General features: G+C 30.7%; 25 protein-coding genes and 1 pseudogene. 14 read left to right on the forward strand and 12 right to left on the reverse strand.

From position 1 onward, the window contains the following. The first annotated feature begins 12 nt into the window (after positions 1-12). Both SSP_RS00150 and SSP_RS00155 read left to right on the forward strand, forming a co-directional pair. Positions 13-792 (forward strand): DNA methyltransferase, encoded by a 780-nt coding sequence (locus SSP_RS00150; RefSeq protein ID WP_011302032.1) that lies wholly within the window; start codon positions 13-15, stop codon positions 790-792. Beyond that, entirely contained in the window at positions 785-1,828 is a 1,044-nt protein-coding gene (locus SSP_RS00155) for a modification methylase (protein WP_011302033.1), read from the forward strand. The genes SSP_RS00150 and SSP_RS00155 overlap by 8 nt, the downstream gene beginning before the upstream one ends. An 85-nt stretch (positions 1,829-1,913) precedes the next feature. Here SSP_RS00155 and SSP_RS00160 read toward each other — a convergent pair whose 3' ends face one another. The 10 genes from SSP_RS00160 to SSP_RS00205 form a co-directional block, all read right to left on the reverse strand. Next, the gene (locus tag SSP_RS00160; RefSeq protein ID WP_041784730.1) at positions 1,914-2,339 is read right to left on the reverse strand and encodes a replication initiation protein; all 426 of its coding nucleotides are present in this window, start codon (positions 2,337-2,339) and stop codon (positions 1,914-1,916) included. A 25-nt stretch (positions 2,340-2,364) separates the two neighbouring features. After that, positions 2,365-2,628 carry a RepB family plasmid replication initiator protein gene (locus SSP_RS00165; RefSeq protein WP_041784733.1) on the reverse strand — a complete coding sequence of 88 codons (264 nt, stop codon included), beginning with the start codon at positions 2,626-2,628 and terminating at the stop codon, positions 2,365-2,367. Positions 2,629-2,746: 118 nt separating this feature from the next. Next, entirely contained in the window at positions 2,747-3,253 is a 507-nt protein-coding gene (locus SSP_RS00170) for a DUF1643 domain-containing protein (RefSeq protein ID WP_011302035.1), read from the reverse strand. 13 nt (positions 3,254-3,266) lie between these two features. Beyond that, complete coding sequence (locus SSP_RS00175) at positions 3,267-3,578, reverse strand: DUF960 family protein (protein WP_011302036.1); 312 nt, start codon at positions 3,576-3,578, stop codon at positions 3,267-3,269. Positions 3,579-3,673: 95 nt separating this feature from the next. After that, complete coding sequence (locus SSP_RS00180; protein WP_011302037.1) at positions 3,674-4,012, reverse strand: SAUGI family uracil-DNA glycosylase inhibitor; 339 nt, start codon at positions 4,010-4,012, stop codon at positions 3,674-3,676. A gap of 474 nt (positions 4,013-4,486) precedes the next feature. Continuing rightward, positions 4,487-6,115, reverse strand: coding sequence for a cassette chromosome recombinase CcrB (gene ccrB / locus SSP_RS00185; RefSeq protein ID WP_011302038.1), 1,629 nt, complete (start codon positions 6,113-6,115; stop codon positions 4,487-4,489). Between the two features lie 20 nt (positions 6,116-6,135). Continuing rightward, on the reverse strand, positions 6,136-7,485 hold the full coding sequence (gene ccrA, locus SSP_RS00190; RefSeq protein WP_011302039.1) for a cassette chromosome recombinase CcrA: 1,350 nt from the start codon (positions 7,483-7,485) through the stop codon (positions 6,136-6,138). 177 nt (positions 7,486-7,662) lie between these two features. Further along, a complete protein-coding gene (locus SSP_RS00195) occupies positions 7,663-7,920 on the reverse strand; it encodes a hypothetical protein (protein WP_011302040.1) in 258 nt (85 codons plus the stop codon). Positions 7,921-7,984: 64 nt separating this feature from the next. Continuing rightward, positions 7,985-9,775 carry a cassette chromosome replicative helicase gene (gene cch1, locus SSP_RS00200; RefSeq protein ID WP_011302041.1) on the reverse strand — a complete coding sequence of 597 codons (1,791 nt, stop codon included), beginning with the start codon at positions 9,773-9,775 and terminating at the stop codon, positions 7,985-7,987. Positions 9,776-9,900: 125 nt separating this feature from the next. Next, on the reverse strand, positions 9,901-11,328 hold the full coding sequence (locus SSP_RS00205; RefSeq protein WP_011302042.1) for a DUF6038 family protein: 1,428 nt from the start codon (positions 11,326-11,328) through the stop codon (positions 9,901-9,903). Between the two features lie 426 nt (positions 11,329-11,754). On the opposite strand from SSP_RS00205, the gene SSP_RS00210 reads away from it, so the two are divergent. The 12 genes and pseudogenes from SSP_RS00210 (at position 11,755) to SSP_RS00260 (ending at position 23,625) form a co-directional block, all read left to right on the forward strand. After that, positions 11,755-12,948, forward strand: coding sequence for a PD-(D/E)XK nuclease family protein (locus SSP_RS00210; RefSeq protein WP_011302043.1), 1,194 nt, complete (start codon positions 11,755-11,757; stop codon positions 12,946-12,948). 288 nt (positions 12,949-13,236) lie between these two features. Beyond that, positions 13,237-14,976 (forward strand): hypothetical protein, encoded by a 1,740-nt coding sequence (locus SSP_RS00215; protein WP_011302044.1) that lies wholly within the window; start codon positions 13,237-13,239, stop codon positions 14,974-14,976. A 41-nt stretch (positions 14,977-15,017) separates the two neighbouring features. Beyond that, entirely contained in the window at positions 15,018-16,493 is a 1,476-nt protein-coding gene (locus tag SSP_RS00220; protein WP_011302045.1) for a DUF6038 family protein, read from the forward strand. A 226-nt stretch (positions 16,494-16,719) separates the two neighbouring features. Continuing rightward, entirely contained in the window at positions 16,720-17,820 is a 1,101-nt protein-coding gene (locus SSP_RS00225) for a DNA polymerase (RefSeq protein WP_011302046.1), read from the forward strand. Further along, positions 17,813-18,181 (forward strand): hypothetical protein, encoded by a 369-nt coding sequence (locus SSP_RS00230; protein WP_041784734.1) that lies wholly within the window; start codon positions 17,813-17,815, stop codon positions 18,179-18,181. Before SSP_RS00225 ends, SSP_RS00230 begins: the two co-directional genes overlap by 8 nt. Beyond that, positions 18,181-19,821 carry a DUF5906 domain-containing protein gene (locus tag SSP_RS00235; protein ID WP_011302047.1) on the forward strand — a complete coding sequence of 547 codons (1,641 nt, stop codon included), beginning with the start codon at positions 18,181-18,183 and terminating at the stop codon, positions 19,819-19,821. Before SSP_RS00230 ends, SSP_RS00235 begins: the two co-directional genes overlap by 1 nt. Before the next feature lie 224 nt (positions 19,822-20,045). Next, positions 20,046-21,728, forward strand: a complete 1,683-nt coding sequence (gene ccrC / locus SSP_RS00240) for a cassette chromosome recombinase CcrC (protein ID WP_011302048.1) — start codon at positions 20,046-20,048, stop codon at positions 21,726-21,728. A 98-nt stretch (positions 21,729-21,826) separates the two neighbouring features. Then, positions 21,827-22,165 (forward strand): SAUGI family uracil-DNA glycosylase inhibitor, encoded by a 339-nt coding sequence (locus SSP_RS00245; RefSeq protein ID WP_011302049.1) that lies wholly within the window; start codon positions 21,827-21,829, stop codon positions 22,163-22,165. Positions 22,166-22,260: 95 nt separating this feature from the next. Further along, positions 22,261-22,572, forward strand: coding sequence for a DUF960 family protein (locus SSP_RS00250; RefSeq protein ID WP_011302050.1), 312 nt, complete (start codon positions 22,261-22,263; stop codon positions 22,570-22,572). Positions 22,573-22,587: 15 nt separating this feature from the next. Next, positions 22,588-23,094 (forward strand): DUF1643 domain-containing protein, encoded by a 507-nt coding sequence (locus SSP_RS00255; RefSeq protein ID WP_011302051.1) that lies wholly within the window; start codon positions 22,588-22,590, stop codon positions 23,092-23,094. 19 nt (positions 23,095-23,113) lie between these two features. Next, a pseudogene (locus SSP_RS13065) lies at positions 23,114-23,200 on the forward strand (DNA repair protein RadC); the annotation flags it as partial. Positions 23,201-23,403: 203 nt separating this feature from the next. Continuing rightward, a complete protein-coding gene (locus SSP_RS00260) occupies positions 23,404-23,625 on the forward strand; it encodes a hypothetical protein (RefSeq protein ID WP_226956100.1) in 222 nt (73 codons plus the stop codon). A 125-nt stretch (positions 23,626-23,750) separates the two neighbouring features. On the opposite strand, the gene SSP_RS12635 is transcribed toward SSP_RS00260, so the two are convergent. Both SSP_RS12635 and SSP_RS00270 read right to left on the reverse strand, forming a co-directional pair. Beyond that, on the reverse strand, positions 23,751-24,986 hold the full coding sequence (locus SSP_RS12635; protein WP_011302054.1) for a restriction endonuclease subunit S: 1,236 nt from the start codon (positions 24,984-24,986) through the stop codon (positions 23,751-23,753). Next, positions 24,979-26,535: a type I restriction-modification system subunit M gene (locus SSP_RS00270; RefSeq protein ID WP_011302055.1), complete on the reverse strand. Its 1,557-nt coding sequence runs from the start codon at positions 26,533-26,535 to the stop codon at positions 24,979-24,981. The genes SSP_RS12635 and SSP_RS00270 overlap by 8 nt, the downstream gene beginning before the upstream one ends. Between the last annotated feature and the right edge of the window lie 47 nt (positions 26,536-26,582).

Here is a 26,582-nt window from a genome sequence, read left to right on the forward strand (position 1 = left end):
AGGAAATAAATAGTGGCAAAATTAAATGATTTAACGGGAAAAGAATGGGTTAAAAGCACTAAATCGTGGTTTACTCTTCAATCTCGACAAAGATATAAAACAATTAAACATCCTGGAAAGTTTCCAGAAGAACTAGCTGAAAAATTTATATTATTTTTCAGTAAGAAGAATGAAGTAGTTTTTGATCCTTTTATGGGAGTGGGCTCTACAGCTGTCGCGTCAGAAGAAAATAACAGAGAATTTAAAGGTATTGAATTAGAGAGTTCTTTTATAAGTATGGCAAATAGCAGATTAGAAAATAATAATAATATTATTGAAGGTGACAGTCGTTACGCTAAATATTATAAAGATATAGAAGCAGATTTTATAATAACTTCACCACCATATTGGAATATGTTAGGTAAGTCCAGAGGTAATTCAAATTCACAGCATAAAGATAGAATACAAAAAAACTTAGATTTAGTGTATTCTGATTCCAGTAATGATTTAGGTAATATAGATGATTATTCAACATTTATGAAAAATTTACAAAAAGTATTTAAAAATTGTAATAAAGTATTAAAATCAAGAAAATATATGGTAATAGTAGTGCAAAATTTTAGAGATTCTAATGGTGAATATGTAACTTTTGCTTGGGATAGTGTTAAATATGTTGAGCGTGAGGGTTTTACATTTGTTGGTGAACAAATATGGTGTCAAGATAATAAAAAATTAGGGATATGGGGTTTCCCTAGTACATTTATTTCTAATAATCATCATCATTACTGTTTGGTTTTTAGAAAAAATGAGTAACATTTATAGTTATCATGCAAAATTTCATGAATCAATCCCAAATGAATATATTAATAAATATTCTCAAGAATTTGAAACGATTTTAGATCCGTTTTGTGGGTCTGGAACGACCCTAAAAGAATCTTTAAAACTTGGAAGAAACGCAATCGGGATAGATGTAAGCCCTATTGCAATACTTAGTAGTAAAGTTAATACTAATTTTTACGATAAAAATAAACTTAAAAGAGTTTATGATTATATTTTAAAACAATTTAATTCAAACATATCTATTAATGTTATTAAATTTCCTGATTATGAAAGGTGGTATACAGAAGAAAACCACCTGCAGTTAAGCAAATTGAAAAATATTATTGATAATATTGAAGAAAATTCGTATAGAGAATTTTTCTTACTTTGCTTTTTATCTATATCTAATAAAGTTTCAAACAGGAGAAAAACATGGAACATTGGATATCTAGCTGATAATGTGTTACCAGATTTAGATAGTAAATTTGTAGCTATAGATAGTTTTAAGCAAAAAGTAAGTAAAGAGATAGAAAATATTGATTTCGAAGAATTATATAAATTAGGAAATCGTAGCATACACATCGAAAAAAAAGATATTAACACAGCTAAACTAGATTGCAAAGTAGATATGGTTATGACGTCTCCACCATATCCATTTGCTGTAGATTTTATAAGATATCATAGATTATCTATGTACTGGCTCCAAGAAAATATTGAGCAATTAACGAGACAAGAAATAGGAGCAAGAAATAAAAGAAATAAAAAAGGAAATCTATCTTTGTTTTTTAATGAAATAGAAAAGTCTTTTATAAATATTATGAGAGTCGTTAGAACTGATGGGTATTGGGCGATGACTATAGCAGATACTACACGTAACAAAGTAAAAATACCTTTTATAGACTGGACTATAAATTTATTTTATGAACATGGTTGGATACTTGTTGAAGATAGAATAAGAGAATTACAGCAACAAACTATGGCTCAGAAAAGAATACCTGAAGAACATATTCTAGTTTTCAAAAAAATTTAAAATAATAAAAATTTTATTACTGTATAGCAACTCTACTTATAAGTAGAGTTGCTATACTAATATAATTAGCTCATTCGTAAAGTCACTAATGGCTAATATAATTAGTGCAACTATTTTTAACCTTTATAAAATTAAATTTGATTTCAGTAACTCGCTGTGGCATTTCTAATACTTTCTTGTACTCAAAGTATTGATAAAACTGATTTAATTCCTCTTTAATCATACGGAGGACGGGTTTGTCTATATCTTTCATGTGAGGATACTTTGAATTAATATCTAGAAATTCTCTAAACGCTTCTATACTAAATGTATAAGTACTTTCATCTTGATATTCTGTAAATAAGCGATATAAATGTTTAGAATATATTGATTTTAAGTTAGTGAAATCAGACATTGAAAAACAAATACTATTCTCATCAAAGTTATTTAAAAGGTATACGAAATCTGGATTTAAGGTTATAGATAACTTTTTACCTTCAAAATCAATCATAGTTTTATCATCATTAAACATACTTAACTGCTTACTTTCAAATTCACTATAAACACTGAAATTTAATGATTTTTGCCTTTTTAATAGTATTTGTAAAGTCCGGTTCAAAACGCTTTTTATTACGACTTGTATAATTAGCTATTTTCTTTATTTCACTAATTTCTAATATCATACGCTCGGATCCGCAATGTTTTAACAAGCTACATATAGCAAAAAATAAATTAAGTTCTACTGCTTTAAAATTTTTGAAAACTACATCATTTAAATCTGTATGATATTGAACAACTGCATTTTGATTAGTTAATGTCATATATATAACTCCCGTTCAATACATTTTTTAAATAAAAACATGTATCTTTTAATCATATTATAGACTAAAAGATACACTTATATAAGTTCAATATTTACACTATTAATAAATATACATTCTAGTTTAATATCCATTTTTGGCGTGCTTTAGGGTTAAGTGGATGCATGATTTCATTTGTTGCTGGATTAATAAGTTTCTTTATTTTTTTCTTATGTGGTTTCAACATTTCTAATACTTCATTAACACGTGCTTCAACAACGGGCTTTTTAGCGTAAGCACCCCATGCTAATATCACTTCATCTGATTCTTTCACTGCTTTCATAATTTGAATATTTGTATGATTATCATAAGCATTTTCTTCTAAATGTTTGAGATTGATAGGTGTTGTAATATTAGAGTATAGATTCACAAAATAGATGGACCCAAATGCATCCATTTCTGAAACTTTGTTCATAATGAGTTGGGTTGTTAGGTCAATATTGAGAATGCCATCATAGTGCGGATACATCGTGATGATTGTAAGTGTTTGTTTTTCACTGTCCCATGTCTTTGTTAGTAAGTAGCGGTGAGTTCTCTTTTCGTCAAAAATTGCAGTAGTGACAAGTGTATTTGTGATATTTTCCATTGATTTTATCTCCTTAATATTCATTTGGTAATAACATAATGTAATAAGAAAGGTCTACATCATCTTCACGGATAATGTAGACCTTATTGATATTGATAGGTTGATTGATATTTGCCTTTTGAGTTTTCACATACGCTGGTCGTTCTTGTTTGTGTTTGATATATAATTGATTGCGATGTGTATTGAACTGGAATATATGAAAATAATCTACTAAGGTATTATCTTTGGTTTGTTCTTGTTCTCGCTCAGATACGAGTTGCCATAATTGGTGTTGTAAGATATTAGGTAAGTTGTTGGCGATACCCCGGGTGATATATCTATTCATAAGAGACTTCCTTTCGTTCTGACTCTTTCATCCAAATGATGATTTCACTTAGTATTGTAATGACTAATTGTGTAATTTTGATGTATTTATGCATATTATTGTCCTCCTGTTAGTAAGTATCGTTGATCCAAAAGAGGCATGATAGTGTTGTGTAGGTATAAGAAATCCATATCGTGATTTTCGTCGATATAACCGATGGCTATGAGTTGTTTCTGATAGTATAGAATGAAAGGATAGATATTACTTTCGTGAAGTGTGTCAGAGTAGTAGGTATTAGTCTGAAGTATTTTATTACTGAGTGGGCCAAGTCTTACATATTGATTGGGTAAGATATCATCAGCGATTTCCTCGATAGATTCGCAGTGCCACACTTCGTCCTTTGGCAGATTGAATAAGTTGGTTATATAGTGCTTGAGTTGTTGTTCTAGTGTCATTGTTATGACCTCCTAATGTATTGGATTGACGTATGCATGTGATACATCATTTTGATAATATAAGTTTGAAATACCATTTGTTTCGCCTAGAAATCCCACTGAAATACAGAAAAGATCCCAATCGAAAGTCGTGATAATTGTTGATATGACAAGGAAATCCCGTTATCCCGCTCATTTCTCGGGAAATATAGCTATATATTTATATATCATTTGGATTAATAGGTGTGGTTATGATTTACTTTTTTCTTTTTATATTATTTATTTATAAATAATAATGGGATTTTGGGATTACGCTTGCGTAATCCTTCTCTTACATGAAGTTAGCCAATCCCGTTACTATCCCACTTATATTTTGTTTTGGGATGTTCTTTCGTCATATCAATATAAGCTTCACATTGAGCCATGATTTGTTAGCGTGTTGAATATATTTGTTAGATGAGTGTTATTGAATGACGAAAGGACAGTACATTTGTATTAGATTTGAAGAAAGAGTGTTTGAGGCAAAAATAAAGACGAAGTGCTGAGGAGCACTTCGTCGAGTGGGGTATCATTGAAAAGTTGTTTAATAATTTCATTATTGAGTTTGAGTGTAACGTAGAACTGTTTTTTATGATTACCGTCTTTACGAATATCGATACGATCAATGACCGTAAGGTATAATGCTTTGAGTTGTACTTTATCCATTGATTCTACGTTTTGAAATATTTGTTGTAATAGGGCAGCGATTTGTTTCGTATCATAAGATGGTTTCTCTTGATTTTGTTGTTGCTTAAGTTGATTGATTTGAGTTGTGATGTCATTGAGTTGTTTTTCATACTGATGAATCGTATTTTTAAGCACAGATGTTAAGTCTGGATTATCTTCAAGCGTTTTTATCAAGTTATCTAATTTGATTTGGACCTCATCATATTGTTGTTGCTTATATGCGATATCATGATTGAGTGCAGCCATATCAATTTGATGTTCTTGATTGACACGCTCAACGACTTGCTTGATAACCTTGTCGCTTTTAACAATTTCGAGTATTTGATCCATAACATATTTTTCAATTACATCGGCTCTGACACTATTCGCAGAACATACTTTTGACCCTTTATTACGAAAGTTACTACACGAATAGTAGCGAATGCGTTTTTTAGTACCATCTTTAAGTGTATTAACTGTTGTGCTCGCAGACATTGAAGCAGAACATTGGGGACACGAAATTAATCCAGTTAAAATATTGGTTCCTTTACCATGAACTTGTGGTTTTTCACTTACTTGTTTTTTACGTGCTTGGACTTTATCCCATAAGTCTTTGCCAATAATAGGGGCGTGCTTACCTTCAGCGATTACTGGCTTATCATTCAAGCCTTTACGACGTTTATCATTCCAATCTTTGTATTTAGCGAATTGAATTTTACCAATATAGAATGGGTTTGAGAGAATATAAGTAACAGCTGAAATACTAAATGGATTACCTTTCTTAGTGACATAACCTTTATGATTGAGTGCGTTGGCAATTTTACGATAACCATGACCTTTGGCGTAAGATTCAAAAATATATTTCACAATATTAGCTTCATGCTGATTAATCATCAAATCTTTTTTATTATCTGGTATGTTATTATATCCTAAAGGAAGATTACCTTGGTAATAGCCTTCTAAGGCTCTTTGATGTTGTCCGGTGTAAATATTCTCTAAAATGGTATTTCTTTCAAATTCGGAAAAACTTGCAAGTATTTGTAACATGAGTTTACCAGAAGAAGTGTTGACTTCCATACGCTCAGACAAACTGAAAAATTCGACATTTTGTTTATGCAAATCTTCGACAATTTTGAGTAAGTCTGATGTATTACGTGCGAGTCGATTTGTTTTATACACCATAACACAATCAATATGACCTTTATTCGCATCATGTAACATACGTTGAAGTGCAGGGCGGTTCATAGACTTTCCTGAAATACCACGATCAGCGTATATATCTTTGACTTCGAAATGATGGAAGTTACAATATTCTTTGATTTGATTGATTTGACCGTCGATACTATAACCCTCTGCACTTTGCATTTCTGTTGATACGCGGACATAGATACCGACACGTTTTTGTTTGAGTTGTTGCATGATTTTTTCATCCTTTCTGATTAAGCAATCGTTGATTGCGTCGTTTGATTGACGATGTTTAAGGGTTCATTTTTGAAATAGATACCCGTAAGTGTTTTATTTTTGTTAATATGAATTTCATCAATGTAAGGGTACAACATGTTTAACGTGAAACGTTGTTGAATGATATTTTGAAAAGCCTTTTGAATTTGATACGCATTGATTGATAATATAGGTTTTGAATGTTGTCGCGATGATTGTGTTTGTTTTCTGAAAGATTCTGCATCAATTTTACCTTGTGCTAATTTTTCTATCAGTTGTTCTTGCGTGAGTGTATTTTTAGCTTCTATGTCTTTTTGTTTTTTGAGTCGTTGTTGAATTGTATGGTTGATTTTTGAATAGAGCTGTTGATTTTGAAAGAAGTCCTGACAAGTCGCTAAAACACTTGTTTCTAATTCTTGTGCGTTGATTCCTTTAAATTCACAAACAAAGCGAGCGTTATTCATATTTTGCGGACAGACATAGTAACGCAATGAATGATCTGGTTTTCGGACAGTCATGTTTGTGAGTGTCGAATGACAATAGGGACATTTGATTTTTTGTTTGAGTTGATTTTCTGACGGCTTACGTTTTACTTGTTTCTGAGTTCGGGTAACTTGAGCTTCTTCGTATATCGTTGTACTGACAATAGCTGGGAACATGTTTTCATATTGTCCGTATTGATTGATAACACGGCCACAGTAATTAGGGTTAAGGATAATATTACGCACTTGATAGGGCTTGCGATTAATGAATTTATTATCAGCTTCTAAGTATTGCGCAATTTTTTTATAACCATAACCTTGAAGGTAATAATTGAACACAGCTTTTACTGTTGGTGATTTTACTGTGTCTATCGTGAAAGTACCGTTATGATAGTGATAACCAAAGGGTGCATGAGTCGTAATCAGTTTACCTTGTTTTGCTTTTTCTCGAAGGCCATTTTTGACTTGTTCACCAATATTATCTGATTCGAGTTCAGCCAAACTGATGAAAATATTGAGCTTCAACCGATCGAAAGCTTTATTCATGTCGAAGTAGCCATCACGAACACTTAAGATATGAACATGATACGTTTGACACAATTTCATGAGTTTTAATGCATTTTTTAGGTTACGATGAAGTCTATTCAGACGATAGCAACATAATACGTCACATTGTCCCTGTTGAATCAGTTCAGTAATTTGTTGATAACCATTCCGCTTATCAGTACGTCCTGATTGTTTATCGCTATAAAAGGTAATGTGTTGAATATTATGTTTTTCGGCTAATACCTTGATGGTTTGTTTTTGTGCTGCTAAGGATTGTTGCTTTGTAGTGCTCTGTCGTAAGTAACCCATTGCTTGTTTCATCGTGTTTCCTCCTTCCAAAGTGATAATATATATTTATGAACGAATTGATAGATGAGCCCAACACCTGCCTGGTGTTGGGCGTTATTATTAGTCATCAGCATGATTAATTTCTTCAATCACTAAATCAGCGAGTAATGTGATTAATTCGTCCATATGGTTCAACCTCCAAATATCAAATTATATTGAATTGATAACATGTTGCATTGTTATTCGTTCTAGCCGTGTACTTGGGATAAAATGTTCAGTTATCTCTTTTTCATTCATGAATTCAGGGTACAAGTGATAAAATTTTAGTAGCTTCTGTTCTGTTTCATTTAACACATATTGTTGAATATGGTAGTATCTGTCGATATAATTAACGATAATAGATTTTTGATGATCATCGACTTCTACCGAATCAATTGTGTAATTTAATAAGTTGACGTTTGTTTTCATTTTTATGCCTCCGATTGATTTAATGAGCTACAACGCACATAGCGCGTTGTAGCGATATTCATATTTAGAGTTCTAAATCGCCCTTTTCTTCCCATTCTCTACCGTCTTTAACAAATTTGTTGAGTAATCCCTTATTTGTTGTATTATTATCAAATTGCGGTGGTGTGTATGGTTCAGAATCTGAGCTTAAACCGAGAACAGGTGCAAACTCACTAGGCAATACAAGATGGTAGAACAAGATCGTTTTTGTTTTGCCTTGAGTATCTTTGACATTACGTTTGATAGCTATCCGATCGGAATCCATCTGGATATATCCTTCTGCTCTTAAACTATCTATTACATTTTTTACATCTTGGTATTGGTTTTCTTCTAACATATGTTTAAAAACATCTTTAAGCATCTTGACTTGAATGTGATCGTCTTTCAGCTCAATAAGGCCATAATTTTCAGTCATTATGGAGAGTTTTTTACTTTCCGCAAACTTACTTCGATTGCGTGCCACGAACTGAACCACACTATCAATCGCTTTGGCCGCCAAACTGCGTTCACTTACGGAATCTACATGATAACTAACTAGGTACTCTCTAACTGCGACCAAATCGATAGGGGTTGCGATTACACGTTCTAATATTCGTGCTGAAGTCGTAATGGTGGCATAGCGCTTGAACATACGTATACCTACATTGTTTGTTTCATTGTTAAGCTGTGCTTTGAACCAATCGTGTTCTTTATGAAACCACTTGATTACTTCAGATTCACGATTTAGAAGGTATTCAGCTACTAACGGCATTACGTGTCCATAGTTTTTTGATGTTCCTTTTTTAATGGCGTCTGCATTGTCAGCGCTTGTTGTAAAGACATCAGAAATTTCTATGCATCTTGCTCTCAGACCATCATTTGCACTAGCATCTTTGAATATTGTGTGTTCTGCTGTACTAATCACACTAGATCCAAAGTGGTGAGGATTTTTTACATTTCCTTCTCGATTAGCACGTAGACGACCTTGCCCCTCTGCTAGGGAATAAAGTAGACCATTTGTATCTTTAAAGGTAGCTGCTGATAATTCATCTAAGGCAATAGGAACACCAAAGTTATTACTTAAGTATCCTTCAATTGCATTACGGGTGCCGTTCCAACCTCTGAATAATGTTTGGTCACCTTTAGATGGATTACCTGCTATTGAAACTGCTAATGCCGCTGCAGTCGATTTACCCGTACTAGAGTTCCCCATAAATGAAAATATCGTGCCAAAATATTCGACTTCATGCTTTGTTTTTAAGAACGCAGTCACTAATGAAGAAACACCAAATATCACAGCAAGCTCCAGTAACAAGTTTCCTTTTACTTCATCAAGATACATTTGCCACCAGCCTTCAAATGTACCTTTAGGTTGTAAGTCATACTTTGTTTCACAAATGATTTCATCAGCCTGAGACTGCTTGATGTCTTTTGAAAGATATGGTTCATCTAATGAAATGACAGTACCTTCATCAGTACTTAAGACACCTACACCTGTATACAATGTAGAAATGGGCAGTGATTGACGCATTAATTGTAGTGCATTACCTAGCGATTTAATGTACTTTTCATTGATGCTGAACCCAAACATAACCAGTCTAGGTAACTTTTGTGTCGTTAGAATATCTGACGTTTCAATACGTTCAATATTTTTGCCATCCGTGATAGTCAATTTCTCAACCCCTGTAGTAGGGTCGAGAAATTTGTTTTCTATGATGATTGGACTAGATAAACGAATTATCTTATCTTCGTCATTTTTGTTTTTTGCTCGAATAAGTTCATACCATCCAGTTGAATCTAACCAGTATGGATATTGCTTGAATATGTTGTTACTCATAATAAATCTCTCCTTTGCTATATAAGCATTAAATTTGTGTTGCTAAATACATATTAAAGGAGAATTAAACGCAAAAAAGGAGGTCGTCCATAAACAAAAAAAATGGACGACCTCCTTTGGTAGTGCTATTCAAATTTTAAATTGTCTAAGGTTTCACTTAGAGTTTTTGCGATAGACCAACTAGATAAATCATTGACTTGTTTACTGACGATTTCGTCTTTAATTTGAGTAGATTTTATTTCTTCAAATAAGTGGAAAGCGTTCGTTAATTCGGTAATGTTTGTTTTTGAAAGTGGCTCAATATCTTCATTAAATGAATATTTATCTAATAAAAGATGAATTCGATACAAGTCATTTAAGAAGCTCTCTACTTGATTTGGACTCATACCATCATCAATATAAGATTGGCGATTAGTATAAAATAGGTTAGAAAATTTAGATAATGACAAATAAAATTCTTTATAAATATTGAGAAACTTATCGTTTGATATTAATGGCTTGGAGCTATTTATTATATTGTCTAGACGTGATTCAAAATTTTGTAAATCAAAAGTACTGTTTTTATATTGATTTATAGTATTAATAATTCTTTGATAGTTAGAAAATAAGTCGTTTTCAATACTGAGAAAGTATCCATTAACGTTGAATGGGTATTTTACAATTTCTTTTTTTCTTAATTTTTCACGGATTTTCGATTCATCATTTTGTATATCATCAGTCACAATTTTATGATTGATTCTTTTATTCAAACTTGGAAGGTAGAGTTTGTTTAATATATCAATAATGAAAAAATCTAATAATTTGTTATCAGTACGTTCACTATACTCATCTATAGTTGGCTCATTTGATATATATCTAGCTACTTCATGATTTACATTTGAATACTTGGAATCATCAGGTTCTACTTGGTTGTATATAATAAAATTTTCGGGATTGTTTTCTTTATTATATTGATGAGCTTTATATAATTGCTTGAAATTGAAGTCATTATCAAATGTCATATTATCTTCCATTAATGTTTCAAACAGTAACTCGTCAATTCTATGTGCTAATTTTCTATATAATTTTGAACTCTTATCTAAATCTAGAGAATTTGTATAATTAAAAAATGAAGACAATGCATCATTACACTTTGACTGAGCACTAAGCCATTCTAAAGTAAAAGAATAGTTTTCAGATGCATAAATTTGCGCTTTTAATGCATCATTTTTAATATTATCAATTGAATCGCTGATATTAGTAATATAGCTAATAAATTGACTATTATTTTTCTTTAATGCTTCCTCTCTTAAATCTATGTCATCAAATTTTTTAGCAGATGTTGGAACAGGAAAGTCCTCAATATTATTTAGCAAAATTTTAAATAATTCTAATTCAAATAAGTTAAAACTGTAACCGCTATTGGTTGCTGATGGATTGGATTTGTATCTAGTGATATCTAACTTATAAACTCGTTCGAGCTTATCCATACTATTCTTAAACATTTTTTCACTTAAGTTACATTCTTTCATTAAATCTTTTCCTGTAAAATATTTATAATTTTCAAAATTCAAAATGATAGTCCTTTCAAACCGTCTTTACTGGTTATGTTTACTTTAATTATATTATAAAGTAAAATTTCAATTAGTTATAAGAAAATGGGTATTCTTTTAAGATCTAGGCTACTGTAGAATCATTTTTGAAGATTTTACAAGAGAATTACGTTATGTGGATAATCTTTATTCAGAAATTACTAATAGAAGTTTTTCTAATAAAAAATGATGATACTTAAAAAATTCTAAAAGCAAAGTACTAGAAAGAAATCGTATGACAAAATATTATAAAAAGATTTGCGATGATGTGAGTTATAAACAACGCTTATTAAATATTAAAGAAACATTAGCCAAATAAGGTATACTTTGAACGATTAATATAGACATATAAGTATTTAGATTTAATAGACAAAATTAATTATTATTGTGTTAGAGGGTGGACTTCAGGTGGATAATGATGAAAAATTATTAGTTGAGTTTTTAAAAGATGTAGATATATTAAATGAAATTGAAGCAAATGTAGATAATTTTAATGTGTTTGAAATATTAGGCACAATCAATACAGAAATTAGACATAGTAATATGCTTGCTTGGTTGTTCAATCCAAATGAGGTACATGGCTTGAACGATTTATTCATTAAAAAATTTATTGAAATTTATTTGAATAAATCATCAGTAGAAATGGATGATAGTTTTGTTCTGAAAATGTTATTGAAAGATTTTGATGATGTTATAGTGCGTAGAGAATGGAATCATATCGACATATTGCTTATCTCAGAAGTGAATAAAGTTATTTTTGCTATTGAAAATAAAATTTGGAGCAAAGAGAGTAAAGGACAGTTGAATAGGTATCAACATGTATTAGAGTCAGAGTTTTTCGATTATGAAAAAAATTATATCTTTTTAACACCAGAGGCAGAGGATTCAAGTGATATAGATACTTGGATAAGCATGTCTTATATAGACGTTATTACTTGTTTAGAAAATATCGTATCCATGAAAAAAGAGATTATAAATCCAAAAGTAACAAGTTTTATTAACCAATATATAGATATATTAAGGAGGTATATAGTGAAAGATGAAAATTTAGAAAAATTATGTACTGAAATTTATTTCAAGCATAAACGGGCATTAGATTTAATATTTGAATATAAACCTGATATACATAGTGATATTTCTAACAAGCTTCAAAGTATAGTAAAAGAAACAGAGTCTTTAATTCTAGATGACAGTAGCAAAAGTTTAGTTCGATTTACTTCTCAAAAATTAGATGAAAAAATGGGGAGAAATAACTATGAATCGAAATGGACTTCATCCAATAGATATTTATTATTTGAAGTTAGAAATAATAATAATCGTAAAAGTCTACATTTAGTGATTGGCCCTAGCGATGAAGAAACTCGAAAAAATTTACATGAAAAAGCATTAGCACATCCAAATGTATTTAAAAAGGTTAAAAAAAAGTTGTCTCCAGTTTATAATAACATTTATACAAAAGAACTTTATTCTAGTAATAAGCAGTTTGAATACGAAGATATTATAACTGAAGTGGAGAAAAATTTCGAGCAATTTTTGACTCATGAATTACATAAAATAGAAGAGATTTTATTGAATGAGGAAATAAGCTACAATACAAAATAAATAGCATCGTAGTGAGTTTTTAATTTTTTTACTCAACTAATAAAAAGTGTTTGTTTATAGTGTGATCTTAACTATACATAAATGAATAACTTCTTTTCAATTACGTCCTATAACAATTAATATGAAAAAGTAAAATGTAGTAACATAATGTATTCCCAGTCTATATTAATAGTCTGGGACTTCTGTATTTTAGGGTATAAAAACCTCATTACTACCCGATAAGCAGAAGCGTATCACAAATAAAACTAAAAAATAGGTTGCGAAAAATATAATTTGAGGTGATTTGAGATGGAAATGAATAGTTATATGATAGAGAACTTTGCTACTGATGCTGTTAAAAATTATTGCCTTCATACTTCTAAAATTAAAAGCTATATTGCTAATGAAGATAAGGAACCAGGTTATGATGGACATCTAAAAATTTATGATTCAATCAGTCAGACTAAAGATGATTATTTAGGTAATATACCTGTTCAAATAAAAGGGAAGAAAGCAAAAAAGAAGCACCCTAGTTTATTTAAACAAAATAAAGTTAATAAGAGAGATTTGGAAATGTATTTAAAAGATGGAGGATGCTACTATTTTGTAGTTTTAATTAATGAAAATGGTGAGAGTCAAGTTTATGGTCGTCAATTACTTCCTATGTATCTAAAATATAAACTAAAATCGAAATCAAAATCAGTGACAATTGAAATGTATGAAATTACTTCTTATAAAGATTTTTATGATAATTGTATTCAATATTTAAAACAAAGCAAGAAGCAAGCTAACCCTATTGAGTTTTCTATTAATAAAAAAAGAAATCAAAAAATGACAATTACATCACCCGAAAATATAGTGACAGATAAAAATGGATTTCCTTTAAATGACTTTTATAGTTTTATCCATATTAATGATTCAGATATTAAAGTTACAGTACCGGATGAGATATTACGGCCAGAGAAATTTTCTAAATTACAAAAAGGAAGTATTTATTCAGAGGGAAAAGTGATATATGAAGGTAATATAAGATTTGATGTTACGTCAACATATACATCAATAATTATAGATGAAAGCTTCTATTTGACTAAATACAATGAAAGTAAAAAGGCAAAATACTCTTTATTACCAATAAAAAATATTGACAGATATTTAGAGGTTTTAAATTTAGTCAAGTCACTTAGTAATGGAGGAGAATTTATATTTGAAGATGTTCAAGTTATATTAGATAAGTTTAAATTAGATAAAAGTATTGATAGGCTCACAAGTATATTAACACAATTTAAGCAAGTAACAGTGGAAACTGATAATCTAATTAAAAAAAGCACAATCATTAATGATGATAATATTGAAAAACAACTCGGGGAAATGGTTGGAATTATAAAAATTATTAAAAACAAAGAATTCAATGCATATAATATGAAAAAAGATAAATTCTACAAAATTTTATTTGGTAATAACAATTTTATTTTATGGAAATATAATAATGTAATATATAATGTCTTCTCTGATAATTTTCTTAAACGAGTAGAATTAGTCGTTGATAATGAAACAATGTTAGCAATTTATTCTTTTAATACGAGTTTTATGATTAATACAATAAATTTTGATTTTCAATTAATTGAGAAATATTTAAAAACTGAAGATTTTTCAAATATTTCAATTCAAAAATGGAATTATATCAATAATTTTTGTTTAGAGTTAATAAAATCATATGATATAACGAAAGAACTAGGTTTTTTAAATATTGCAGAATTTATATTAAGTAATATTGATATAAAAGATATTGATAGCACATTTATAACAAAGATAAACTTAGCACAAGTAAAAATAAGAAAAGACGAAAGGTTAGAAAGTGATCTTAAAAAATTGCTTGTAGAGTTAAAGTCAAAATTAAAATCAATAAACAGTGATGACGCTTCACTACATTTAAGTATAATATTTGGCAGTAAAACAGAAGCAATGATATATTTTGAAAATCTAAGTGAAGAAGAACTAGGAGTTTTTAAAAACTATCCAATTTATTATCTGTATCAAAAATTATTATAATTAAAAAATAAATATTGATTAAAGAAAGGAGATTTCTTTTAATGTTATCGGATAATATTATAAAAGAATTATATTCAAAAGAAGATATTCGCATAGAATTAGAGCTCACTCCACATATGTTTAATAAAAGAATGGAAACCATTGCTAAGCTTTTTAAAATTGATATGAAAAACTTTCACAATTACAAAGGCCAAGATAAAAATAATCAATATACATTTAATGGCGTCGCAAAAGAATTAATAAAGGTGCTACTCAAAAGTGTAGACTATTACCCAGTGGATATAAATTCCAAAGATTTTAAACAGAATGGGCAACCTAAAAAAGAGATGATTGAAAATATAAGTGCTTCTAGTTACATGGAATATACTTATCAGTTAATGAAAGCTATCAATGAAATTCAATATAAAAGATTAATTGCAGACATACATATGAAAGATGTATATCAAAATACCAAAGCATGGTTAGGCATTGGTGAATCAATTAATAAAAAGGAACAAGAATTATACCAATATATGAAACCTTTACCCTTACATAAAAGAATTGAGCTACAAAATGAAGTATTAAAATCTATAGATGAAACGATTTTTCAATTTATGGCAAAAGAACATAGAAACACCCAAATCAAAGAAAATAATGAATTAGAAGAGTACACAAATGCAATAAAAGAAGGTAAGTATCCCAAAAAGGATTACGAATTAAACCACCTATTATACAAGAAAAATGAAATACCATTAGATAGCTTAATTAAAGATGTATGGGACTATGATGAAACAGAGTATATAGAGCTTGATTGGTTAATTGCAGATATGCTAAAACGTTCACAAAGAGCTGATAGTAATTTTATCGAAAGTTTAGAGAAGAAAAATAAATTGAGAAAAAATATTCATAAAGATTCCATTAAAAGTATATCTAGGTTGATTGATCATGAATTGGTTAAAAATAATAGAAAGTGGGACGTAGCAGAATTTTATAAAAATCAACAATTTTGGAATAGTAGTTCATTAAGGCGTAACTCTCAAAAATTTGGAATTTTATATTACAAAAAAAATAGGTTACATACAATGAATCAAAGTAATATTATTAAAAAAATAAAAATTATCGAGGCTAATTTAGAGAGTGCAAATAAACAGCCGAGCTATTTAGATTTCTTTTTACAAGCTAAGTTTGATTTAGAGAGGTTAGAAAGTGAATTAATGAAATATAGCATTAATCCGAAATACTATAATAAAATAAATAGTGATTACGTAAGATATGCTATTGAAGATGTACATAATGCAATTATTAAAATTGACAGATATATAAGTAACGATAAAGTGAAGGTAAACTATTCAAATGCCCAAATGGTAGTGAGAAACGAAATAACAGAACAAGGAAGCTACTTTGTAACCCAGGCATTGAATATGGTGTCAAAGGTAGAAGAGTCTGGCTACTACTTTGATAATTTCATGGTAGGACCTTTCGTAGAAGACTTTAAAAAAGCAATTAAAAATCGAAGATTTGGTTCTAAAACAGATTAAGATTGTTTTTTAGAGTTAAACATAAGAATAAATTTAAATAAAAAAAATAAACCCAACAAACCTTGTTATATCAATGTTTGTTGGGTTTATTTTTTTTGGTAATTTTTAATAACTCAATTACATCTTAGGATAATATTGCTAAATTATACATTGTCGAGGCCAAGACAAATAAAAAATTAAAGCAAAAGTTAGCGCGCAACTTTCAACCATAAAGGAGAAGATTTACATGGAGACAAGAGACAAACTGATGTCGTTGACTCAAAGTAACAAAACACAGCAGTGGTTAATGGACAAATCATCTAACCAAGATTATGTTCAGCAACTGCAACAACAATTCAGTCAGCAGCTAGATCAACAATATAATGCACTTTTAGCTGATGAAAAAGCTAAGTTAGACCAATATGTGGAAGTACATCATAATTTAGAAGTATTAAAGAAAGAGATTGAATCGGAACCCATTATGCTTAATATCGATAAATTACCCGATATAAAATCAACAATGCTTGAAAAGGCTAAGAACGATGAACATTCTGATAGGATCGAAAAGCTATTTGATAGGTTAGAACAGGCATTAAATGGTACGAATCGATTATATACGCAATTATCGTTGATTGGTACACGGACACATCGAATCACAACTAAAAATTTTAATCTTCAGGGCTTACCTAAAGCAGTCCAACGCACAATTTTACCTTCAAAATATAAGAAGGTGTATACAGTTGACTTTAAATCATTTGAGCCATCAGTTGTAGCATACATGACCCAAGATTCAAAACTGATTGACTTTTTGAATCAGAAAGACGGACTGTATGACGCATTACTAAGTGAATTAGAATTACAAGATGAGCAACGAGTACTTGTTAAACGTGCATTTATTGGTTCGTTTCTATTTGGCGGCAACTTCGATAGCCCTAAATTCAAGTTGAAACAATATGTAAGTGAAGTGCAATGGTTGGATGCGGTCAGCCAATTTACAAAAGTCATTGAACTTAAGAAACAAATCGAAGAGCATAAAACCATACCTATGCCCTACGGCATTGAACATGATATGAGCGCATTTCAAGGTAGCAGTATTATGGCATTTTATGTACAAACTGTAGCGAGTTATATTTTCAAACACATTCTATTGGAAGTTTATAAAGCGCAGTGTACACAAAAGAGCTTTCAAATCATTTTGCCAATTCATGATGCCATTATGATTGAGTGCGACGATGAAGAAACAGCACAAAGTGTAGCCCAACTAATGAAAAGTAAAGCTAATAAATTGTTTAATGGTGAGTTTGCGCACGTGACAGTGGAAGCATTAGGAGGTGTAAGCAATGAATAATGATAGAGGTCAAAGTTTACAAATTCCAAAATGCACCCCACTAACAGAAGGCTATATATACGTTGCTTCATTATATTCTGTAACCCAAACAGATTTCAATGGTGATGTTAAACACCAGTTTACGTATGAAATAAAGATAGATCAGAAAGTTATTTATGTGAATCGTAGTATTTCGAAAGATGCTACCGATAAGCAGTTATCAATTACTGATTGGCTTAAACGTCATAGTAATTATAGTTCCACTCATGAGAATTATGACCCTTACATTGATAGAAAGCATTTAATCTATGTGGGTCAATATAACGGAAACTATTATGTTCAAGATGTAGCACCATTAGATGGATTTGGAGGGGTATTGTAATGAATCATATTTTAGAAACGTTAATAAAATTATTAAAAGTGGGTATGGAGGCAATCGACCGTAAAGGTCTGATTGCCATCCTAACAAGTAGTATTGGAAATGATGAAATGGATGATTCTGAACAAGCTGTAATGGTGTATAACGAGCTTATCGATAAACTACAGCTTAACATTCCTAAAGATGTCGACTATAGACCTAACATATACAGTTATTTTGGTATTCAAAAAAAGCCAAATGACACAATATTAGTGGAAATGATGATAAGTATTTTTCATATCAAGCGTTTTGATTCAGAGTTGTTTGTTTTCAAAGATAAAGGTTGGCAAAAGGTAAATGAAGATGAATTGCAAGGGCTGATATCTAAAATGATACAAGTGTTGCTAGTTGATTATAAGCCCTCGTTAAGTATTCTAAAGAATGTAGTGGTTGGCTTACAAAATTCAATAGATGTAGAAGAACTAGTTGAGAATAAACAGTACATTGGATGCGGTCATAACATGTTTAATCTAGACGCATTTGAAGTGGTTGGAAATTCTATAAAGATTTTCCCCGCAACACGGTTGAATTTAGAGTTGGTTAAAAGTGATGTCATAACTGAAAAAACACCTCCACATTTTAATCGATACATGTTAGAGTTTGCTAATTTTGATTCTGATTTACAGTACTTTCTTTTTCAACATATAGCGGTGCTTCTTACAGCTAACACAAAGTATCGCAGAGCCTTACTATTATATGGTGGAGCTAAGAATGGGAAATCCGTATTTATTAATTTAGTTAGGTCATTTTTCTACAGCGAAGACATTGTGTCTAAAGCACTTAACGAGCTTCAAGGCCGTTTTGACAAAGAGAGCTTGGTGGGTAAAAAACTTATGGCAAGTGACGAAATTGGGGAATCAAGGATTCAAGAAAAGATTGTAAATGACTTAAAAAAGTTAGTATCTGTTGAACCAGTGCACGTTGATCGTAAAGGTAAAACACAAGTTGAAACTACTTTGGATTTAAAACTTGCTTTTGGTACAAATGCAAGACTTAATTTTCCATCTGCTCATGCGAAGGCACTAGAGCGTCGAATTGCTGTTATTCCATGTGAATATTATGTTGAAAAAGCTGATCCTGACTTAATTGAAAAGCTACAAGATGAAAAGAAAGAAATCTTTCTTTACTTGATGTATGTGTATAAGCAAATTGTAAAAAATGATATCGAGTACCTCCAAAATGATCGTGTTACTGAAATTTCTCATGATTGGTTAAATTTTGGATATGAATTTGTTTCTAGTAAATCAGCAAGTATTGCAAATCAGAAAGCGTGTATTAATTTACTCAGAAAACTTATAGAAATCAAACCAGGATCACGAATCAAAGTATCCGAGTTAAATAAAGTTATTAATGAAGAAATAAAGGTGAGTTCTCAGGTTATTAAACAGTTAATTCAAGCAAACTTTGATACTCAAACCAAACTATACAATGGATACGATTATTGGATTGATTTAGGTTGGAAAGAAGCCGATAAAAAAGAGATTCATGATATTTCGAAAAAAGATAATATTATTTCATTAGATAAAAATGAAAATATAACAGACGATGAGACATTAGATGAAGAGAATTTGGACTTTGATTGGGAGGACTTTGACGATGAATAATGAACAAATTGAAGCATTTGTAGAAGTGCTTGTGCCTATCATAGAAGAACGTATCAATAAAGGTAAGTAATCTAATTACGTACTACAGGCAGTTGCCTGTAGTACTCATATGATTAAGTGGTAAAAGTGATAAAAATGAAACGAAGTTATAAATATATATTATCCATATGATGTTACAAGTCCGATGGTCTGTAACAATATTCTAATAAAAGGAGTGGTGTGTTATGAGTGGTAAAATTGCACTTTATTCACGCGTTAGTACGTCTGAGCAGTCAGAACATGGTTATTCTGTAAAGGAGCAGGAACAAGTACTCATCAAAGAAGTTGTGAAAAATTTCCCGGGTTATGACTATGAAACTTATATCGATTCTGGTATATCAGGTAAAAATATTGAAGGTCGACCAGCAATGAAACGTCTATTACAAGATGTTAAGGATAATAAAATCGAAATGGTATTAAGTTGGAAATTAAATCGTATTTCTCGCTCAATGAGAGACGTGTTTAATATTATCCATGAATTCAAAGAGCATGGCGTAGGTTATAAATCGATTTCTGAGAATATTGATACATCCAATGCTTCTGGAGAAGTACTCGTTACAATGTTTGGGTTAATAGGATCAATAGAACGTTCAACACTGATCAGTAATGTCAAGATGTCGATGAATGCTAAAGCGCGCAGTGGAGAGGCTATCACAGGCAGGTTGCAGGGATATAGGTTATCACTTAACCCACTTACCCAGAAAAATGATTTGGTTATCGATGAAAATGAAGCTAACATTGTTCGAGAAATATTCGATTTGTACTTAAATCATAATAAAGGACTTAAGGCAATTACAACCGTACTTAATCAAAAGGGGTATCGTACTATTAATCAAAAGCCATTTTCAGTGTATGGTGTTAAATACATTTTGAATAATCCAGTCTATAAAGGTTATGTCAGATTCAATAACCATCAAAACTGGGCTGTACAGCGAAGAAGTGGCAAAAGTGATAAAAATGATGTGATATTGGTCAAAGGAAAACATGAAGCCATTATAAGTGAAGAAGTATTTGATCAAGTTCATGAGAAATTAGCATCTAAAAGTTTTAAACCAGGCAGACCTATTGGTGGAGATTTTTACCTTCGTAGCCTTATTAAATGTCCAGAATGCGGTAATAATATGGTATGTCGACGGACTTATTATAAAACCAAAAAGTCAAAAGAACGGACAATCAAGCGTTATTACATTTGTTCCTTATTCAATCGTTCAGGGAGTTCTGCATGTCACAGTAATGCCATCAATGCTGAAGTCGTCGAGCGTGTAATTAATGTTCATTTGAATCGTATTCTGTCTCAACCAGATATTATCAAGCAGATTGCGTCAAATGTGATAGAAGAACTGAAACAAAAGCATAGTAACCAAACAGAAATTAAATATGACATTGATAGTTTAGAAAAACAAAAAGCTAAGCTTAAAACACAACAAGAACGATTGTTAGAATTGTTCTTAGATGATCAAATGGATAGCGAAATGTTAAAAGCAAAACAAAGTCAGATGAATGGACAACTAAAGATGCTAGATAAGCAAATTAAAGAAGCGCAACAAGCTACTGAATCACAAGATGAAGTACCAAATTTTGATAAACTGAAAAGCCGTTTAACCATGATGATTAGCCGATTTAGTGTCTACTTAAGGGAAGCTACACCAGAAGCAAAAAATCAACTTATGAAGATGTTGATTGATTCTATTGAAATTACTACAGATAAAAAAGTGAAACTCGTACGGTATAAAATTGACGAAAGTCTTATCCCTCAATCTTTGAAAAAAGATTGGGGGTCTTTTTTTATGCCCAAAATTCACTTTATTATTTATGGTACACAGAAATATTCTATCGACAAAATTACCACTTTTGCCACTTTGTCATAAGTGATAAAAGTGAATGAAATGAACAGAAAATTAAATTTATATTATAAAAATGATGTAGCAAGTAATTACATCATTACACATTACAGGAGGTCATAACAATGACATTAGAACTACAACTCAAGCACTATATAACCAACTTATTCAATCTGCCAAGGGATGAAAAATGGGAATGTGAATCTATCGAGGAAGTCGCTGATGATATCCTACCAGACCAATATGTAAGGCTTGGGCCACTCAGTAATAAAATACTACAGACTAATACCTACTACTCTGATACACTTCACAAAAGCAATATATATCCGTTCATTCTCTATTATCAGAAACAACTCATAGCTATCGGCTTTATCGATGAAAATCACGATATGGATTTCTTATATCTACACAACACAGTCATGCCCCTTTTGGATCAACGATACTTACTAACAGGAGGACAATAATATGCATAAATATATCAAAATTACACAATTAGTCATTACAATTCTTAGTGAAGTTATTATTTGGATGAAAGAATCAGAACGAAAGGAAGTCTCTTATGAATAGATATATTACTCGAGGTATTGACAATAACTTACCTATCATCTTACAACAACAATTATGGAAACTAGTAGCACAACGTGAAAACGAACAGTCCAAGGAACTAGAAGCAATAGATTACTTTCATATCTTCCAGTTCAACATGCATAATGATCAATTATGTATCAAACACAAACAAGAACGTCCTGAGTACATCAAAACACATAAAGCTAATTATTCAAAAGCTATCAATATAAAAAAGGTCTATATTATCCGAGAAGATGATGTAGACCTTTCTTATTACGTCATGTTACTACCTGAAGAATATTAATAGGAGGCATCAATCATGCAGAATATACAATGTATATTAGAAACTGAAGCAATATTTAGTGACGATAATCAACATCGTTATTTACTCAAAAAAACGTGGGACAAAGATAAAAAGATAATTTCAGTTATAACTTGTTATCCAAATTTTGAAGGAACCAAAAAATTAGATTTAACGACTCAATTAATTCTAAATAAAGTATCTGAGATGAAAGACTTCGGATCAATTAATTTTGTGAACCTATATTCAAACATGATAACAACCACAAATATAAAGCATATGGCAAATAGTCATGATAAGCATACTGATATTCATATTATGAAAGTAGTGAAAGAATCGGATGAAGTGATATTAGCATGGGGTGCTTACGCTAAAAAACCGATTGTTGAAATGCGTGTCAATGAAATATTAGAGATGTTGAAACCACATAAAAAGAAAGTGAAACAACTCATCAACCCAGAAACGAATGAAATTATGCATCCACTCAACCCTAAGGCACGTCAAAAATGGATTTTGAAATCATAGCAAATACATGGAGGTCAATATGGAAACAAAACAAATCAACATCGTTTCACTGCAAATGATTAAAATAGATACTTTGAGTTATCTTAAAAGACGAATTACGAGTCCCCACCAAATTGTAAAGTATTCAAATAGAGTTTTTTTAATAATGCATAGATGATACATTTATTTTACTTTAATTATAATTAGCTGGAAAATTATATACAAGAAAGGTTCAGTCACTAACTCATTTATAGTGTATGATGATGGAAAATTAATTAAGAATAAAACATTGACCAATATTGACCTTTAGTTTAGAATAAGCTTAATTATATGGCGAAGGGTGATAAAATGATTGTTGGTAATTACCATTACAATGAGGTTTATGATGAATATACTAGTTTGAAAGTTTGGAGGTACATGGAAAGCGAGGATGTTGATTTAGAAACAGCATTAAATCATCTAGGACTAGATTATATAGATGCATTACCAGATGAAGAAGATATTCCTGAACTTGAGAAGGAAAAACAAAAATTAATTGAACGAGGATACTAATAAATGCGGTTAGAGAAATGTTTCTCTAACCGCATTATGATTTGTTTTTTTATTGATGACTGGTATTTATTTATGGATGTTATTTGATTTTTCTACATAGTTTACATAATAGGTCTTTATCAGAACTACACAAACATTTTCTGTAATAATCCTTCTTTACGTTCTTTTAATAATTCAACTTTACTGGATTGAGTTTCAATTAATTCATCAACATTACCTAAAAACTTACTTGTTTTTATAATTTCGTTTTTACTTGGTACTTTTACAGTTATATTTTTCATAATTGAAGCAGATAAATTACTTTGAGTACCTGTTCCCATTAATTTTTCAAGTACTCCCTTATCTCTAATATAATTCAAATAGTAATATAAATATTCAACTAAATTATAATCCTCAAACACCATATTAAAAATAGCTTGACTTGTGGCAACTTCAATTTTATTAATACTTAAATATCCTACTGAAGCATACATAGCATAGTTTATAGAATTAACTGGGACTAACCAAGCTGTACTATTATCAAGACCTTCTTGGGTTATTTTTTTTTCAGTGGTATTTAAAAATTTACCTTGTTTAGTTATATCACTGATTGATAAAAAAGGAACTTTACCATTATAATACTTACTTTCTGTTGACTTAGGTGTACCCCCAGCTTTTCCCTTTTTATAAAGGCTCCCCAAATTGATTTCTTCCCATTCTGGATAATCATTACCATTCTCATCTTTAAATCTTAATTCTTGTGAAAAAATCTTTTGCATATATCCCTTTTTTTGTTCTTCTAATTTAGCCAGTTTTTTTTCTTCAAGTTCAATTTGTTGGTCGAGTTTGCTGAAGAAGTCACCTATTTTTTTTTGTTCATTATTAACTGGAATATTTAAACTCATATTATAGAAATCATAATCACTTATATTTAATAAGCCATCCATTCTAGCAGTGGAAGTAATAACTCTTCTTAATTGTCTATCTAAAATTTTAGTATGAAAATACTTCTCTAAAAAATCAGATACATTATTAGGTTTTGGTCTGAAACTTTTATAAACATTAGGTACTAGTGCATTATCAAAGCCTAATTTATAAACAATACCATACAAAGCTACCTTTGAATTTCCTTTATTATAGGATAAATCACCTTTTTTCAACTCATTATATTTACTTAAACTATTACCGGCTATAACTTGAGAAAATCGCTCTTTTTGGTTTAACCACCCCTTTTTAGCAGATATAGTTAAAACTGGTAAATTTTTATTTTCGCCAGAATTACCTTTCAAAGGTTCAACGATATCTTTTAATCGCTTCTTTTTCCACTCATCTTCAAACCTTTGAAATCTTAACTTAGGCACATTCTTTACTTCATTAGTCATGTTTATACACTCCTAATTCTTTTAAATATCCATCGATTTCTTTTTCTACTTGTGCGATTTCATCATCAATTTGGTTTAAGTCTTGCTGTACCTTGTCTAAATCAACAGGTTCTTCTTCTTCAAATGTATCGACATATCTTGGAATATTAAGATTATAATCATTTTCATCAATTTCTTTTAGATTTGCCGCATAACTATACTTATCTACGGCTTCTCTATTCTTATATGTTGCTATGATTTTTTCTACTTGTTCGTCTGTTAAATGATTTTGGTTTTTACCTTTTTCAAATTCATTTGAAGCATCAATAAATAAGACATCTTGATCTGCTTCACGACATTTCTTAAATACGAGGACACATGTTGGAATGCTTGTGCCATAGAAGATATTAGCTGGCAAACCAATTACCGCGTCTAAATAGTTTTTCTCTTCAATTAAATATTTACGTATTACTCCTTCAGCTGCGCCACGGAATAAGACACCATGCGGTAAGACTACCGCCATCGTACCTTCATCATCTAAATAATGCACCATATGTTGGATAAAGGCAAAGTCTGCTTTAGATTTAGGTGCTAATTTCCCATAATTACTGAAACGCTCGTCATCATTAAATTTACTATCCGCAGACCATTTCGCACTGTATGGTGGGTTGGCTACAACAGCATCAAATTTTTCACCTTCGAATGCTGGATTTTCTAGCGTGTCATCATTTTGAATATCAAAGTTTTCAAAACGCACATCATGTAACAACATATTCATTCGAGCCAAGTTATATGTTGTATTGTTACGCTCTTGACCGTTATAGCGATATACTGTTGTTTCTTTACCTACACGTAATAATAATGAACCTGAACCACACGTTGGGTCATAAACATTTCTTAATTTATCTTTACCTAATGTTACTATTTGAGCTAAGATTTTTGACACTTGTTGTGGTGTATAGAATTCTCCTGCTTTTTTACCGGCATTTGCCGCGAAACGCCCAATTAAGAACTCATAGGCATCACCTAACATATCTATTTCCATATCACTATGCACAAATGGTAAATCACCTAGGTTAACCATTACTTTACTGATGAGCGCTGTACGCTCTTTGACTGTGTTACCAAGACGTGTGGAACTTAAATCCATATCACTGAACAAACCGATAAAGTCTTCTTCACTGTTTTGCCCTAACGTAGATGTTTCAACTTTTCTAATCGCTTGCACTAAATGTTCGATGTCGAAACGTTGGTTTTCAATTTCTGTAACCATACTGCTGAATAAATCTTGTGGTTCTATATAGTAACCAACATTCTCAATTAATTCATCTTTCAAATCTTCACGATACTCTTCGTCTTCCCAAGCTTCTTCATATGTTAAATCTTCACCTGATAATGCTTCTGCAACTTCTGTTTCGGCTTTTTCTGATAAAAAGCGATAGAAGATAAGTCCTAAAATATAATTACGGAACTCACTCGCATCCATATTACCTCTTAAATCATTGGCGATGGACCATAAACGTTTATGTAATTCAGCTTGTTGTTGACGTTGTTTCTCTGTAATTGACATGTTATTTCCTCCAGTTATCAAAATGCTTTATGCTATATTTAATTAGC

Origin of the sequence: Staphylococcus saprophyticus subsp. saprophyticus ATCC 15305 = NCTC 7292 (genome assembly GCF_000010125.1) — a bacterium.
Classification (GTDB): domain Bacteria; phylum Bacillota; class Bacilli; order Staphylococcales; family Staphylococcaceae; genus Staphylococcus; species Staphylococcus saprophyticus.

Bases quoted from the DNA above. Each gene is read 5' to 3' on its own strand.
- SSP_RS00155 (WP_011302033.1), top strand. From the start codon at position 785: ATGAGTAACATTTATAGTTATCATGCAAAATTTCATGAATCAATCCCA.
- SSP_RS00160 (WP_041784730.1), bottom strand. From the start codon at position 2,339: ATGTTTAATGATGATAAAACTATGATTGATTTTGAAGGTAAAAAGTTA.
- SSP_RS00165 (WP_041784733.1), bottom strand. From the start codon at position 2,628: ATGACATTAACTAATCAAAATGCAGTTGTTCAATATCATACAGATTTA.
- SSP_RS00170 (WP_011302035.1), bottom strand. From the start codon at position 3,253: ATGGAAAATATCACAAATACACTTGTCACTACTGCAATTTTTGACGAA.
- SSP_RS00175 (WP_011302036.1), bottom strand. From the start codon at position 3,578: ATGAATAGATATATCACCCGGGGTATCGCCAACAACTTACCTAATATC.
- SSP_RS00180 (WP_011302037.1), bottom strand. From the start codon at position 4,012: ATGACACTAGAACAACAACTCAAGCACTATATAACCAACTTATTCAAT.
- ccrB (WP_011302038.1), bottom strand. From the start codon at position 6,115: ATGCAACAACTCAAACAAAAACGTGTCGGTATCTATGTCCGCGTATCA.
- ccrA (WP_011302039.1), bottom strand. From the start codon at position 7,485: ATGAAACAAGCAATGGGTTACTTACGACAGAGCACTACAAAGCAACAA.
- SSP_RS00195 (WP_011302040.1), bottom strand. From the start codon at position 7,920: ATGAAAACAAACGTCAACTTATTAAATTACACAATTGATTCGGTAGAA.
- cch1 (WP_011302041.1), bottom strand. From the start codon at position 9,775: ATGAGTAACAACATATTCAAGCAATATCCATACTGGTTAGATTCAACT.
- SSP_RS00215 (WP_011302044.1), top strand. From the start codon at position 13,237: ATGGAAATGAATAGTTATATGATAGAGAACTTTGCTACTGATGCTGTT.
- SSP_RS00220 (WP_011302045.1), top strand. From the start codon at position 15,018: ATGTTATCGGATAATATTATAAAAGAATTATATTCAAAAGAAGATATT.
- SSP_RS00225 (WP_011302046.1), top strand. From the start codon at position 16,720: ATGGAGACAAGAGACAAACTGATGTCGTTGACTCAAAGTAACAAAACA.
- SSP_RS00230 (WP_041784734.1), top strand. From the start codon at position 17,813: ATGAATAATGATAGAGGTCAAAGTTTACAAATTCCAAAATGCACCCCA.
- SSP_RS00235 (WP_011302047.1), top strand. From the start codon at position 18,181: ATGAATCATATTTTAGAAACGTTAATAAAATTATTAAAAGTGGGTATG.
- ccrC (WP_011302048.1), top strand. From the start codon at position 20,046: ATGAGTGGTAAAATTGCACTTTATTCACGCGTTAGTACGTCTGAGCAG.
- SSP_RS00245 (WP_011302049.1), top strand. From the start codon at position 21,827: ATGACATTAGAACTACAACTCAAGCACTATATAACCAACTTATTCAAT.
- SSP_RS00250 (WP_011302050.1), top strand. From the start codon at position 22,261: ATGAATAGATATATTACTCGAGGTATTGACAATAACTTACCTATCATC.
- SSP_RS00255 (WP_011302051.1), top strand. From the start codon at position 22,588: ATGCAGAATATACAATGTATATTAGAAACTGAAGCAATATTTAGTGAC.
- SSP_RS00260 (WP_226956100.1), top strand. From the start codon at position 23,404: ATGGCGAAGGGTGATAAAATGATTGTTGGTAATTACCATTACAATGAG.
- SSP_RS12635 (WP_011302054.1), bottom strand. From the start codon at position 24,986: ATGACTAATGAAGTAAAGAATGTGCCTAAGTTAAGATTTCAAAGGTTT.
- SSP_RS00270 (WP_011302055.1), bottom strand. From the start codon at position 26,535: ATGTCAATTACAGAGAAACAACGTCAACAACAAGCTGAATTACATAAA.